Genomic DNA, 14294 nt, shown 5'->3' on the forward strand with positions numbered 1-14294 from the left:
TCCTAACGAAAACCGCCATGGCTAAAACCGAAGCGAAACCGGACCATCGTCCCGGCTGCATTCTCACGATGGGCGAGATTCTCGTCGAGATTCTCGCCACGGAAATCGGGCAGTCGTTTCGGCAGGCAGGGACGCTGATCGGGCCGTTCGCGAGCGGCGCGCCGGCAATTTTTATCGATCAGGTCGCGAAGTGCGGCAGCCCGTGCGCGATCATCGGATGCGTCGGCGATGACGACTTCGGCGCCCTCAATGTCGAGCGCCTGCGCGAGGACGGCGTGGATGTATCCGGGATATCCGTCATCAAGGCTGCCACCACCGGCAGCGCGTTCGTCACGTATCGCAAGGATGGCGACAGGGACTTCATCTACAACATCACCAACAGCGCCTCGGGACATCTTTCTGTCAGCGAGATTCGCGAACACTTGCTGAAGGATTGCAGGCATTTTCATGTGATGGGGTCCTCGCTCTTCTCGTTTCGCATCATCGAGGCGATGAAGAGCGTCATCGAAACGGTGAAGGCGAACGGTGGCACGGTCAGCTTCGACCCGAACATCCGCAAGGAGATGCTGCGCATTCCGGAAATGCGTGAGGCGCTCGACTTCATTCTCGACTACACCGATGTGTTCCTGCCGAGCGGGCACGAAGTGATGTTGCTCGCGAGCGCGAACACCGAAAAGGCAGCGATCGATGAATTGCTGGGCAGAGGAGTGCGCGAGGTCGTGGTGAAACGCGGCAAGGACGGATGCAGCTTCTATGATGGAAAAGACGAGCGGCATGTCCAAGCCTTGCCGGTGACTGAAGTCGACCCGACGGGCGCCGGAGACTGCTTCGGCGGGACTTACATCGCCTGTCGCGCACAAGGATTGGGTGTCGGGCGGGCGCTGGAATATGCCGGCGCTGCAGGTGCGCGCGCTGTCACGTATCGCGGTCCGATGGAAGGAACTGCAACGCTCGCGGAACTGGATGCGTTCATCAAGGAGAGATCCGAGGTGAGCCATGACTGAAATCGTCACACGGCTCACAGCCGACGCACGATTTGGGTCGCGACTGAAGGGAATCTACTCGGTCTGCTCGGCACACCCATGGGTGATCGAAGCAAGCATGAGGCAGGCGCTCGATGATGGCACGCCATTGCTGCTCGAATCCACCTCGAACCAGGTGGATCAGTATGGCGGTTACACCGGCATGCGGCCCGCGGACTTCGTGCGGTTCGTTCACAAAATCGCCGATAGAGTGGGTTTCCGTCGAGAAACCCTGCTTCTCGGCGGCGACCATCTCGGCCCGAACGCCTGGCGAAATCTTCCAGCCGATGAAGCGATGGAACGCGCTGAAGCACTGATCGAAGCCTACGCCGCGGCAGGATTCAAAAAGATTCACCTCGACACGAGCATGAGCTGCGCCGATGACCCGTCGCGTCTTTCCGACGAAGTGGTCGCCGGGCGTGCGGCCCGATTGTGCGCGGCCGCGGAGCAAGCAGCCGAACGCGCAGGGCTGCGCGAACGCCCGGTCTACATAGTCGGTACGGAAGTCCCCGTGCCCGGCGGGGCATCGGAAGCGCTTGCTGCGGTCGAGGTGACGAACCCGCGCGCGGCGCTCGATACCGTCGCGGTGCATCGTGCGGCATGGCAGGCCCGTGGGCTGGACGCGGCGTGGGAGCGCGTCGTCGGTCTCGTGGTCCAGCCGGGTGTGGAGTTCGATCACACGAAGGTGGTGGACTATGACGCGTCATCCGCCGGCGAGCTGTCGCATATCCTCGATGACTTGCCCGGCATGGTCTTCGAAGCGCATTCCACGGACTATCAGAAGCCTGAGGCTCTGTCGGCGCTGGTGCGTGACGGCTTCGCCATTCTGAAAGTCGGGCCAGGCGCGACGTTCGCATTGCGAGAAGCGCTTTACGCTCTTGCGGACATCGAAGACGAACTGGTCGCAGCGGATGCACGCTCCAATCTGAGAGCAGTGGTCGAGCGCGTGATGCAGGAGAAACCCAGAAATTGGGAGAAGTACTATCACGGCAGCGAACAGGAAAAGCGGCTCTTGCGCACTTTCAGCTACAGCGACCGAATTCGCTACTACTGGACCGATGCGGAAGTTGCGGACGCAACGCAAAAGCTGGTGTTCAATCTTGAACACGTCGACATACGCGAAAACCTCATCAGTCGATATCTTCCGAACCAGTACTGGCAACTCCGCTGCGGATTGATCGATGGTTCGCCGATGAGCCTGATCTTCAGCAAGGTGCGGGAGGTCATCGGCATGTATGCGGTCGCTTGTAGAACGTAAGCATCGCATTCGATGAACGGCGTCATGGTAATCCCACTTTTTGGCGTCCTTCATACCTGTGCAGGGAAAACCCGCTTTGTTGGGCTTTCGACTCGTCACTAGAATTTTTCACGGTAAAAGAGGCTTGCCCTCCCCATGGCGAGCTCAGAGGCTTACTTGGAGGCGACATGAGCAAAGTGACCGTGGACAAAAGTGAGCAGCCGAGGCCCCGCAAGGGTTTCGCGACTCAGCTCATGCACTCGCGTGAGACCGGCATCGTTGGCGCGCTGGTCATCATGGTGGTGCTGCTATCGATTTTCGCGCCGGACTTCGCCAGTAAAGGCAACCTGCTCAATGACGCGCGCAATCTGTCATTCATCGGCATCGTCGTGCTGGGTCAGGCTGCGGTAATGATTACTGGCGGGATCGACCTTTCGGTCGGCAGCGTGTGGGGGCTTGCGGCGGTGGCGTCCGCCGCGATGATGCAAGCGGGCATGGGTGTGGTTCCGGCGTGCGCGCTCACGCTGCTCATTTGCGCCGCCGTTGGCTTCTTCAACGGCTTCTGCGTGACCAAGCTGCGCATGCTGCCGTTCGTTCCGACGCTCGCCACCATGAGCATCGCACGTGCGCTCGCGCTCATCATCACGCGCGGCAAGGCAATCGACGGCTTCCGCCCCGACGGTGACGCGTTCTTCGCACTCGGCGGCGGCGACTTCCTCGACTTGCCGGTTCCCTTCATCATCTTCGTGGTGCTGGCGATCATCGCGGCGATCGTGCTCAAGAGAACGGTCTACGGCCGCCAGCTCTATGCGGTCGGCGGTAACGAACGCGCCGCGATGCTCACCGGCCTGAACGTGGACCGGCTGAAGATGAGCGTCTACATCATGTCCTCTGTCCTCGCGGGTGTCGCGGGCATCATCGAAGTGAGCTACCTGTCGTCCGCGATTTCCAATCAGGGGCTGGGTAAAGAGCTGAGTGTCATTGCGGCGGCGGTGATCGGCGGCACGGCCCTGTCCGGCGGCGAAGGCACCGTGATCGGCGTGTTCGTCGGCACGGTGATTCTCGAAGTGCTGCGCAATGGTCTCGTCTTGCTGGGAACGGACGCTTATTGGCAAGGGGTGTTCGTCGGTTCTGTCATCGTGCTTGCCGTCTTTATCGATCAACTCAGAAAAGGCGTCTGGCGACGTCGATGAGCGCTGTAGCCATAACAATCCTTGGAGAAGACCATGACACGCACCATGATCAGTGCAGTAGCCGCCGCCGTCCTGTTCGGGCTCGGCATCACGCAAGCGCACGCAGCCGACAAGAAGGTTTTCGCCGTCGTGCCGAAGGCGCTCGGCGTCGCTTTCTACGCCGACGCGGAGAAAGGCTGCAAGGAGGAGGCCGCGAAACTCGGCGCGGAGTGCCTGTTCACGGGCCCGGCGCAACTCGATGACGCCGAGCAAGGTCGGATCGTAAGAGACCTGATTACCAAGAAGGTCGCGGGTATCGCGATTGCGCCGAATAACGCCGACTCCATCAGTAACGTCATTAGTGCTGCCGTGGCGAAGAACATCCCGATCGTCACATTCGATTCCGATGCGCCGAAGTCCAAGCGGGCCGCGTTCATCGGCACGAACAACGAGGCGGGCGGAGTGGCCGCCGGCGAAGCATTCGCGAAGGCGCTTCCGAAGGGCGGCACCTACGCGATCCTGACCGGTGGCCTGTCCGCCGCGAATCTGAATGAGCGCATCAAGGGCTTCAAGTCCAAGCTCGACGGCAACTTCAAGGAGGTTTCGGGTTCGCCCTTCGCATGCAACGACGACTCCAGCACGGCGGTGCAGTTGATTCAGGACATTCTCGCGAAGAACCCCAAGCTCGACGGTATCTTCTTCGCAGGCGGCTGGCCGATGTTCGCGCCTGAGGCCTACATTCGCGCCGTCAAGAACAAGGCAGCCGATATCAAGGCGGGCAAGTTCGTGATCGTCTCGTTCGACACGTTGCCGTCGCAGGTCAAGCTGCTCAAGGAGGGTTACGCGACCACGCTGATCGGCCAGCGACCGCTCGCGATGGGCATCGAGTCGGTGAAACAGCTCGATGAACTTTCCAAGGGCGGAAAGATTCCGCCGGTCACGGATACCGGTGTCGATATCGTGAATTCGTCCAACGTGGACAAGTTCGTCGGCGGCAAGTAATCCGTCCGTGCGGGACCGGGATGTTCCCGGTCCCATGCTTTCCTTGCGAAGAGTGCCGCCATGACCGTTCTATTGAGCGTTGAGCAGATCACCAAGACCTATCCGGGTGTCAAGGCGCTGCAAGAGGTCTCCTTCAGCGTCGAGGCAGGGACCGTGCACGCCATCATGGGCGAGAACGGAGCCGGAAAGTCGACGTTGATGCAGGTCATCGCCGGGGCGCATTCGCCGACTTCGGGCCGGCTCATCTTCGACGGACAGGAAGTCGAGTTCACCAATACGCGCGACGCAGCGAAGAAGGGTATTTCGATCGTCTTCCAGGAGCTGATGCTGGCTTCGAACATGACCATCGCCGAGAACATATTCCTCGGCACCGAGCCGCGCATGGCCCGCGTGCTGGTCGACCGCGGCACGTTGCTGGACAAGGCGCGGGCTGCCATGAAGCGGCTGGGCATCTCGCTCGACCCCGATACGCGTCTGGGCGATCTGACCATCGCACAGCAACAGCTCATCGAAATCTGCAAGGCGCTGATTCATGAGCCGCGCCTGCTCATTCTGGACGAGCCGACATCGAGCCTGTCCGAAGCCGACTCTCTGACGCTCTTCAAGGTGGTTCACGAGTTGCGGGACCGCGGCGTGACCATTCTGTACATCTCGCACCGGATGCGTGAGGTGTTCGACAACTGTGACGCCGTAACCGTCCTGCGGGACGGCAAGCACGTGCGAACCGCGCGGCTTGCCGATACGTCGCCGGATGAAGTGGTCCGCCTCATGGTTGGCCGTGACCTCGCGGAGGTGAAGCGCGTACGGCCAGAGCACGCCGGCAAGCCTGTCGTGCTATCGGTGCAAGGTCTCGGCGATGACCATCGCTATCGCGACGTCTCGTTCTCGCTTCGCCAGGGCGAAATCGTCGGGCTCGCGGGTCTGATCGGAGCGGGCCGCTCGGAAGTGGCGATGGGGATCTTCGGGGCCCCGCCGCCGAAGCACGGGACCGTCTCCGTCGAAGGCAAGCCCGTCAAGATTTCCAGACCGCGCGATGCGATGAAGCTCGGCATTGCGCTCGCGCCCGAAGACCGCAAGGACCAGGGGCTGGTCCTCGGCATGTCAGTCGGCAGCAATCTTTCTCTCGCTGCCCTCGGACTCGGACGCCTGTCGAAAGGACCTGTCGTGCGGCCCATGCAGGAGTCCCGTCTGATCGACACCTACGTCGGACGGTTCAAGATCAAAACGCCGACAGTCGAACAGTTGGTGCGGCTCTTGAGCGGCGGCAATCAGCAAAAGGTCGTGCTGGCGAAATGGCTGGCGTCGAAACCGCGCGTGCTCATCGTGGATGAGCCGACACGAGGCGTCGATGTCACGACGAAAGCAGAAATCTACGCGCTGATGCGAGAACTCGCGCACGACGGACTGGCGATTCTCGTGATCTCGAGCGACCTGCCTGAGATTCTTACCATCTCGGACCGTATTCTGGTCATGCGAGCGGGGCAACTGGTCGGCGAGGTTGGCTTCGACGAAGCATCGGAGGAGCGAATCATGTCGCTGGCCGCGCTCGAACATGCCGACCCGGCTCATCCGGAAGTCAAGCCGACTGGATTCGTTTCCTGAACTAACTTCGTGATGGTCTCGTTAAAGGAACTTCACCGTGAATAAAGTTGGCATGTTCTACACCTACTGGTCGACTGAATGGATGGTCGACTTTCCAGCGACGGCGAAGCGCATCGCGGGACTCGGCTTCGACATGATGGAAATCTCGCTTGGCGAGTTCCACAATCTTCCGGATGCAAAGAAGCGCGAGCTGAAAACGGTCGCCGACGATCTGGGCCTCACGGTGATGTGCTGCATCGGGCTGAAATCCGAGTATGACTTCGCGTCGCCGGAACAGAGCGTGCGCGACGCCGGCACCGAGTACGTGAAGCGTCTGCTCGATGATTGCCACATGCTCGGCGCACCGGTGTTCGCCGGCCTCACGTTCTGCGCATGGCCGCAGTCGCCGCCGCTCGACATGAAGGACAAGCGTCCGTATGTCGACCGCGCGATCGACAGCGTGCGCCGCGTCATCAAGGTGGCCGAGGACTACGGGATCATCTATGCGCTGGAGGTGGTGAACCGCTTCGAGCAATGGCTATGCAACGACGCCAGGGAAGCGCTTGCGTTCGCCGATGCTGTGGACAATCCGGCTTGCAAGGTGCAACTCGACACGTTTCACATGAACATCGAGGAGAGTTCCTTCCGCGATGCGATCCTCGCGTGCAAGGGTAAGCTCGGGCACTTTCATCTCGGTGAAGCGAACCGCCTGCCGCCTGGAGAGGGCCGTCTGCCGTGGGACGAAATCTTCGGCGCGCTGAAGGAAATCGACTACGGCGGGACCATCGTCATGGAGCCCTTCATGCGCAAGGGCGGCTCCGTGAGCCGTGCCGTGGGCGTCTGGCGCGACATGTCGAATGGCGCGACGGACGAGCAGATGGACGAGCGCGCTCGCCGCTCCCTGCAGTTCGTTCGCGGCAAACTGGCTTGAGTGCGCGAGCTAAAAGGCGCCGCGTCGCGTCTCCTCGTTCGCCCTGAAGTTCCGGTTGCTGTTCTCCGGATTCCGGTTCACCAGCGGTCTCGCGTAAAGCGGATGGCGCAGGCTGCGCACCTCATGCTCCAGTTCGAAGCATGGCGCATCGCCTGCAAGATCGATTAGCCGCCGGAACCGATATTGATGAGCCTCCTCGCCATAAGTCAGTCCGTGCGCGGCGAGTCGCGCGTAGGGCCCGGAAAAATCGGCGACGTAAATCTGGATGTGATGCCCGTCGTAGTCCGGACTGGCGGTGGGCGTTTCGGCATAGATGAGCTGCTGATGTCTGCCGATGCCGATGACCGCCTGTCGGGCGTCGTGTTCTTCGCGGATTTCGACGGACGCATTGAACATTTCCTTGTAGAACGCGGAAATCGCGGCGGCGCATCCGACCGGGACGTCGAGCCGCACGTAAGCCATACCGAGGTCGATGCCTGACCACGGGGCGCGCGCTTCGGATGCGTCCGGATCGAGACAATCGTAACGATTGCCCCACGGGCAGGTTACCTCGACGCGATCCTCGCGCTCGGCCCATCCGAAGCCGGTCTGCGCGAGCACGGGCTGAACTTCCCGCAGCCGTTTCAGGAGCGATTCGCGCTCCCCCACGATCAGCCCGACCTGTCCTCGCAGGCGCTGCGCATTGCCGTGCGGAAGATGGATCTGCGACCGGCCTATGTTGATCCACATGTTGCTCACGCCGGTCATCAGATAAGGATCGCGCGTCAGTCCGAGCGCGCTGACATAGAACGCGGTGGCCAGACGCTGATCCGGTATCGTGAGGTTGACGTGTTCGAGCAGCACGAGATTGCCGATATCCTCGTGCGCGTAATCGAAGCGATGCATCTCATGGCCCTCCAGAGTTTTCGATGACAGCAGGCCCGACATAGTGCGCTCGCGGCCGCAGCAAGGTTCCTTCCGTGCTCTGTTCGATCGAATGAGCCATCCAGCCGACACTCCGCGCGATGGAGAACAGCGCAAACGCCGCGCCCTCCGGAAGCTCGCAATGCTCGACCAGCGCGGCGAGCGCCATGTCGATGGCGGGCAGCTTGCCCGTCGATCGTTCGACGCAGTCGATCAGTTCGCGCGCCGCGTCGGGCGCATCGAAGGCAGACAGGAGATCGGCCGCGCGCGGATCGCCCTGCGGATAGAGCTCGTGTCCGAAGCCGGGCAACGCATCGCCAGCCGAGATCCGTCTCTGCACCGCGGCTGCGGTACCCGAGCGCTTCGCATCATCCATGAATTCGCGCACGCGCACGATCGCGTTGCCATGCATCGGGCCGGAGAAGGCGGCGAGTCCCGCGATCATGCTCGCCCCGAGCGACGCCCCCGTCGATGCGGCCACGCGCGCCGCGAATGACGAACTCGTGAGTTCCTGATCGGCCAGCAGAACCAACACGCGGCGCAGCAGATCCGCATGATGCGGGACGCCCCATGCATCCGCGATCCGCAGATGCAACGAATCCTCATCCAAACGCAGTTCGACGAAATTGCTGGCGAGGCGGCCGACGAGCGCGGCGGCCCGCGCCACGCGTTCCGCGCCATCGCATGCGGATTCCATCCGATCGCTCGCCGCTGAATGAGCCAACGCGGCATAGACACGTGCGCTCACCGGTCCATCGAACGGTATCGGCGCGAAGGAAGGAAAGCGCGGCGGCTCGTCCATGTTCCATAGCAACTGCGCGATCTGTTCCAGCGTCGCCGATGCAGCCAGTCGCACCGCATCCTGGCCGCGATAGTAAAGCCGCCCGCGCACGATCGTGGAGATGCTCGTATCGATGATCGGCTCGCCCCAGGCCATCGTGCTGGCCGCGATGTTCTTGCGCGCTCGTCCGAGGCTGCGTTTCTTCACGAGCGCCGCGATATCCGCCGCGCGATACAGATTGCGGTTCGCGTGCTGCGGGTCGCCCTGGACTTCGATCTGACCGCGGCTGACATAGGCGTAGAGCGTCTGCTTGCGCACATTCAGGGCTTCGCAGGCCTCTTCCTGAGTCATCCAGTGCTTCACGTTGATCGAATCAATCAAGATTGACGGTCGTCCATGGCGTCGGTGTAATGCGAGACATAAATCAGCCCCGCCGCGTTCAGGGGCATGAAACAGGAGATATCGGTGGCTACAGAGCGAACGACCCAGTATATAGCGAGCACGACAACCCGCACGACGCGCACGCGCTATTCGATCCTCGCGATGATCCTTTTGCTGGCCACGGTGGCCTACGCGGATCGCGCCATCCTGTCGATCGCGGGTCCCGGCATATCGAAGCAGTTCGGCCTGAATCACGTGCAATTGGGCTATGTGCTGTCGGCCTTCAGCTGGGCGTATGTCGTCGGCCAGATACCGGGCGGTTTGCTGCTCGACCGCTTCGGCACCAAGACCATGTACGGCGCGACGCTGGTCCTGTGGTCCATCGCGACAATGCTCGTTGGCTTCATCGGCAACGTCACGTCGGATCTCTCGGTTGCGCTCGGGCTCTTGTTCGCGCTGCGCTTCGCGCTCGGGCTGATCGAAGCGCCGAGCTTTCCCGCCAACAGTCGCGTCGCGGTCATGTGGTTTCCCAAGGAAGAACGCGGCCTTGCCACGTCGTTGTTCGCATCGGCATCGTATTTCGCCGTGGCGATCTTTTCGCCGTTCGCGGGATGGCTCACGTCGCGCTTCGGCTGGCCCGCTCCGTTCATCGCGCTGGGCGTGATCGGCATCGCGGCGGCGGGCGTATGGGCCGTCGTCATGTACGAGCCGCGCAATCATCCGCGCGTGTCGAGCAGCGAACTCGATCACATCATCGCAGGTGGCGCGATGGTCGATATCGACTCGAAGCACGAGCTCAAGTCGCGCCCCCCGGTCTCGTCCGGCGTGATGCGCGTGCTGCTCGCCAATCGCATGCTGTGGTGCGCGTATATCGGGCAGTATTGCACTATCGCGCTGAGCTATTTCTTCATCACCTGGTTTCCGATCTACCTCGTTCAGGCACGCGGCATGAACGTGATGCAGGCCGGTTTCGCGACGATGGTGCCGGCCGTGGCGGGCTTCCTCGGCGGCATTGCGGGCGGCACGATCTCCGACTGGCTCATTCGTCGCGGATGGAGCGTGTCGTGGGCCCGCAAGACGCCGTATATCGTCGGCATGACGATGGGTTGCAGCCTCGTTCTGTCTGCCGTCACCGAAAGCAATATCGCGATCGTTCTGCTGATGACGCTGGCCTTCTTCGGCAAGGGCGCGGCCGCTGGCGCGGGGACGTGGGCCGTTGTCAGCGACACGGCTCCGCGCGAGGCAGTCGGGCTGGCCGGCGCGATCTTCAATTGCATCGGGAATATCGGCGGCATCGTGACGCCGATCGCCTTCGGCTATATCGTGCAGGCGACGGGCGGCTACACTGTCGGACTCTACTTCGTCGCCGCGCATTGCCTCGTGGCGGCCATCGTCTATCTGTTTTTCATGGGCAAGATCGAGCGCGTCAGGATGAGTTGATCGCAGTTCCACGCTTCGCCCTGTGTCTTTGCATAACGTCATCACCGAATCCGAACCATGACCAAGCCGATCATCCTCAATGCGGCAGAATTGCCCGAATGGACGCACGCCGAACTCAGAGCGCTATTTACCGTGCTCGATCTTCCGCGCGATCCTTCAGCCATCGGCGCATTTCTGAACGAACACGGCAGCAAGGTTCGCGGCATCGCGCTGCGTAAAACGAAGATCGATACGGCATTCCTCGATGCGCTGCCCGCGCTGGAGATCATCTCGAGCTACAGCGCGGGACTGGATAACGTGGACATTCAGGCGACGCGCGCGCGCGGCATCCGCATCGAGAATACCTCGCACATTCTGGCCGAAGACGTGGCCAATGCGGCGGTCGGACTGGCGCTCGCGGTCACGCGCGACTTCGTCAATGCGGACGCCTACGTTCGCTCGGGGCAGTGGCCCGTGCAAGGGCATTACCGGCTGGGCCGGTCCATCTCGCGCATGAAGGTCGGCATCGTGGGGCTGGGCACCATCGGCTCGGCCATCGCGCAGCGGTTGCGGGCGTTCGGTTCGAAGCTCGCGTACTTCGGTCCCAGCCGCAAGGCCGTCGATATGCCGTACTACGACGACGTCGTACGGCTCGCGCGAGACAGCGACATGCTGATCCTCACGTGCCCGCTTTCGCCCGCGACCCATCATCTGATCGACGCGAAGGTCATCGATGCGCTCGGGCCCGAGGGATTCCTCGTGAACATCGCGCGCGGTCCGGTCGTCGATGAACGCGCGCTCATCGCGGCGCTTGCAGCGAACAAGCTGGCGGGCGCCGCGCTCGACGTGTTCGAGCACGAACCCGACGTTCCCGAGGCGCTCATCCGTGATCGCAGGCTGGTGCTTACACCGCATATCGGTTCCGGAACGGAAGAGACGCGTCGCGCCATGGCGGAAAATGTCGTCGATGCGTTGGCGAAGCACTTCGATATCAATGGGCCGCGCGACAGGGCGGTCGTCGACGCTGAACTGGAACGCGCCGGCTGAGGTTTTCCAGGGCACATGCGCTGCGATTTGCATATCGGAAGTTTCCGATATATACTTCGCCTCAAGACGATTCGGAAGGCCACGCTTTCCGTTCGTCAGACGCATGAGCAACGAAATGGACATCGACGCAATTCACAAGGCCCTCGCCAACCCCCTTCGCCGTGAGATTCTCGAATGGCTGAAGGAGCCGGAACGACATTTCCCGAATCAGGAACTGCCGTTGCTGCATGGCGTCTGCGCGGGCCAGATCGATGGACGCTGCGGCATGTCGCAGTCGACCGTTTCCGCGCATCTCGCGACCTTGCACAAAGCCGGACTCGTCACCACGAAGCGCGTCGGACAATGGGTGTTCTTCAAGCGCGACGAGGCGGTCATTCAGGCGTTCCGCGATTCGATGAACACGCTCTGAGCGGCTGGCTTTCCTTTCGGTGATGGGCTGCTTTCAATTTCATTAGGACACCAATTCATGTCGACACTCTTCGATCCGCTCAAGGTTGGCGTACTCACGCTCAAGAACCGCATCATCATGGCGCCGCTCACGCGTCAGCGCGCAGGCGTCGAACGCGTGCCCAATGCGCTGATGGCTCAGTACTACGCGGACCGCGCATCGGCCGGTCTCATTCTGAGCGAGGCGACCTCGGTCACGCCGCAAGGCGTCGGCTACGCGGACACGCCGGGCATCTGGTCCGACGAGCAAGTGGAAGGCTGGAAGCGCGTGACGAAGGCCGTGCACGAAGCCGGCGGCAAGATCTTCCTGCAGCTGTGGCACGTGGGCCGTATTTCGGATCCGCTGTTTCTGAACGGCGAACTGCCGGTGGCGCCGAGCGCGATCGCGGCGGGCGGCCACGTGAGCCTCGTGCGCCCGCAGCGTCCGTTCGTGACGCCGCGCGCGCTCGAACTCGACGAAATCGCCGGCGTGGTCGCGGCGTTCCGCAAGGGCGCGGAGAATGCGAAGCGCGCGGGCTTCGACGGCGTCGAAGTGCACGGCGCGAACGGCTATCTGCTCGACCAGTTCCTGCAGGACAGCACCAACAAGCGCACCGATGTCTACGGCGGCCCGATCGAAAACCGTGCGCGTCTGCTGCTCGAAATCGTCGACCAGTGTATCGACGTGTGGGGCGCGGATCGTGTCGGCGTGCATCTCGCGCCGCGCGCGGATTCGCACACGATGGGCGACAGCGATCGCGCCGCGACCTTTGGCTATGTGGCGCGCGAGCTCGGCCGTCGCAAGATCGCGTTCATCGCGGCGCGCGAGCATGAAGCCGCGGACAGCCTCGGACCGCAACTGAAGAAGGCATTCGGTGGCGTGTATATCGTGAACGAAGGCTTTTCGAAGACGAGCGCCGAAGCAATCATCGCGCGCGGCGATGCGGATGCGGTCGCGTGGGGCAAGCCGTTCATCGCGAATGCGGATCTCGTGCGCCGCTTCGAACTCGATGCCGGTCTCAATGACTGGGATACATCGACGTTCTACGCGCCCGGCGCGCAGGGCTACACGGATTATCCGTTGCTCGAAACGGCGGAATGACGTACTTCGAAGTCTGCGCTTCGAAACAAAAACAGCGGCCGAGGCCGCTGTTTTTGTTTATGGCGATACGTGACGTTTCGGAAACCGAAGCTCAGAACTTGTGGCGGATGCCCACGCGGAACGCGAGCTGGTTGTTGTCGCCCAGTCCCGACGTGCCGAAGTAGCTCGACGAGGACGATCCGATCGACGCCTGATTCTCCACGCCGTTGTTCGAGCCCGACGCCTTCTGATAGACCGCGAGCGCGTACACGTCGGTGCGCTTGCTCAACGCGTAGTCGAAGCTCGCGTCGATCTGGTGCCAGTGGCCCTTGAAGTTGTCGTACATGTCCATGTACGTGTAGCCGAGGCCAGCCGTGATCGCGGACGTGAACGCGTACTTGCCGCCGATGTCGAACGCGTTCAGACGCGAGCTCGAACCGACGATCGGCTCGAAGCGCGTGTTCGTCCACAGGCCGAAGACCGTCGCCGCGCCGAACGCGTAGTTCGCGCCGATGCCGAAGGTGCGCAGGTCCTTCGCGTTGTTGGTCGTGCCGGTCGTGTTGATGTTGGCGATCGTCGAGCTGAAGGCCGGCGTCGCAGCCGTCGGATAGCGGATGTCCGTGTAAGCGGCGCCGATGCCGAACGGGCCCGCCTTGTAGTTCAGGCCGAAGCTGTAGGCGCGCGACGAACCCGGAGTCGTCGTGGTGCCGACCGTCGTGTTGGGCGAGCCCGCGAACGCGCCGGCCGTGTTCGAGAAGCCGTACATCGCACCGAACGTGAAGCCGTAGAAGTTCGCGCTCGAGAACTTCACCGCGTTGTTGATACGGCTCGACGTCAACTGGTCGAAGTCGTTCATGTGGTACGCGTAGTTACCCGCGACGGTCTGGCCGCCGATCGAATAATTCGAGCCGAGGTAGTCGGTGCTGAAGCTGTATTGACGACCGAAGGTCAGCGAGCCGACGTCGTTCTTCGAGAGACCGACGAATGCCTGACGGCCGAATTCCGCGCCGCCCTGACCGAGCGCGCCGGTGCCGCTGTTGAAGCCGTTTTCCAACGTGAAGATTGCCTTCAGGCCGCCGCCGAGATCCTCGGCGCCTTTCAGGCCCCAGCGGCTGCCTTGCGCAACGCCGTCGTCGTATTTCACGAGGGAGTCGCCGGCGCGCGTCGGGCTGGTGGAGCTGTTGTTCACGTAGCTGATGCCGGCGTCGATGATGCCGTACAGCGTGACGCTGCTTTGCGCATGAGCGGAGGTGGCTGCGAGGGCGGCAAAGGCGGCGAGCGCGGCGGTCGCCAAGAGATTCTTCTTCAAAA

The 14294-nt window shown here is 62.2% G+C and carries 13 protein-coding genes; 10 read left to right on the forward strand and 3 right to left on the reverse strand.

Annotation, left to right across the window (positions count from 1 at the left end):
* Positions 1–17 precede the first annotated feature (17 nt).
* From NK8_RS16185 to NK8_RS16210, 6 genes are all read left to right on the forward strand, one after another.
* Positions 18–1004: a sugar kinase gene (locus tag NK8_RS16185; RefSeq protein WP_213229985.1), complete on the forward strand. Its 987-nt coding sequence runs from the start codon at positions 18–20 to the stop codon at positions 1002–1004.
* Positions 997–2280 carry a D-tagatose-bisphosphate aldolase, class II, non-catalytic subunit gene (locus NK8_RS16190; RefSeq protein ID WP_213229987.1) on the forward strand — a complete coding sequence of 428 codons (1284 nt, stop codon included), beginning with the start codon at positions 997–999 and terminating at the stop codon, positions 2278–2280. The genes NK8_RS16185 and NK8_RS16190 overlap by 8 nt, the downstream gene beginning before the upstream one ends.
* Positions 2281–2447: 167 nt before the next feature.
* Positions 2448–3452 carry an ABC transporter permease gene (locus NK8_RS16195; protein WP_162067144.1) on the forward strand — a complete coding sequence of 335 codons (1005 nt, stop codon included), beginning with the start codon at positions 2448–2450 and terminating at the stop codon, positions 3450–3452.
* A 33-nt stretch (positions 3453–3485) separates the two neighbouring features.
* Positions 3486–4433, forward strand: a complete 948-nt coding sequence (locus NK8_RS16200; RefSeq protein WP_162067145.1) for a sugar-binding protein — start codon at positions 3486–3488, stop codon at positions 4431–4433.
* 60 nt (positions 4434–4493) lie between these two features.
* Positions 4494–6035, forward strand: a complete 1542-nt coding sequence (locus NK8_RS16205; protein ID WP_213229989.1) for a sugar ABC transporter ATP-binding protein — start codon at positions 4494–4496, stop codon at positions 6033–6035.
* A gap of 37 nt (positions 6036–6072) precedes the next feature.
* Entirely contained in the window at positions 6073–6945 is an 873-nt protein-coding gene (locus NK8_RS16210; RefSeq protein WP_213229992.1) for a sugar phosphate isomerase/epimerase, read from the forward strand.
* Between the two features lie 9 nt (positions 6946–6954).
* On the opposite strand, the gene NK8_RS16215 is transcribed toward NK8_RS16210, so the two are convergent.
* Both NK8_RS16215 and NK8_RS16220 read right to left on the reverse strand, forming a co-directional pair.
* A complete protein-coding gene (locus NK8_RS16215) occupies positions 6955–7830 on the reverse strand; it encodes a VOC family protein (protein WP_213229994.1) in 876 nt (291 codons plus the stop codon).
* A gap of 1 nt (position 7831) precedes the next feature.
* Positions 7832–9010, reverse strand: coding sequence for a citrate synthase family protein (locus NK8_RS16220; RefSeq protein WP_225936311.1), 1179 nt, complete (start codon positions 9008–9010; stop codon positions 7832–7834).
* Between the two features lie 84 nt (positions 9011–9094).
* On the opposite strand from NK8_RS16220, the gene NK8_RS16225 reads away from it, so the two are divergent.
* The 4 genes from NK8_RS16225 to NK8_RS16240 all read left to right on the forward strand — a co-directional run bounded on the left by NK8_RS16225 (position 9095) and on the right by NK8_RS16240 (position 13004).
* Positions 9095–10450, forward strand: coding sequence for an MFS transporter (locus NK8_RS16225; RefSeq protein ID WP_225936312.1), 1356 nt, complete (start codon positions 9095–9097; stop codon positions 10448–10450).
* Between the two features lie 57 nt (positions 10451–10507).
* Positions 10508–11476 carry a 2-hydroxyacid dehydrogenase gene (locus tag NK8_RS16230; RefSeq protein ID WP_213229998.1) on the forward strand — a complete coding sequence of 323 codons (969 nt, stop codon included), beginning with the start codon at positions 10508–10510 and terminating at the stop codon, positions 11474–11476.
* A gap of 103 nt (positions 11477–11579) precedes the next feature.
* Positions 11580–11885: a helix-turn-helix transcriptional regulator gene (locus NK8_RS16235; RefSeq protein WP_213229999.1), complete on the forward strand. Its 306-nt coding sequence runs from the start codon at positions 11580–11582 to the stop codon at positions 11883–11885.
* A 57-nt stretch (positions 11886–11942) separates the two neighbouring features.
* A complete protein-coding gene (locus NK8_RS16240) occupies positions 11943–13004 on the forward strand; it encodes an alkene reductase (protein ID WP_213230000.1) in 1062 nt (353 codons plus the stop codon).
* A gap of 91 nt (positions 13005–13095) precedes the next feature.
* Here NK8_RS16240 and NK8_RS16245 read toward each other — a convergent pair whose 3' ends face one another.
* Positions 13096–14292, reverse strand: coding sequence for a porin (locus tag NK8_RS16245; protein ID WP_213230001.1), 1197 nt, complete (start codon positions 14290–14292; stop codon positions 13096–13098).
* Positions 14293–14294 lie beyond the last annotated feature (2 nt).

Origin of the sequence: Caballeronia sp. NK8 (genome assembly GCF_018408855.1) — a bacterium.
Taxonomy (GTDB): domain Bacteria; phylum Pseudomonadota; class Gammaproteobacteria; order Burkholderiales; family Burkholderiaceae; genus Caballeronia.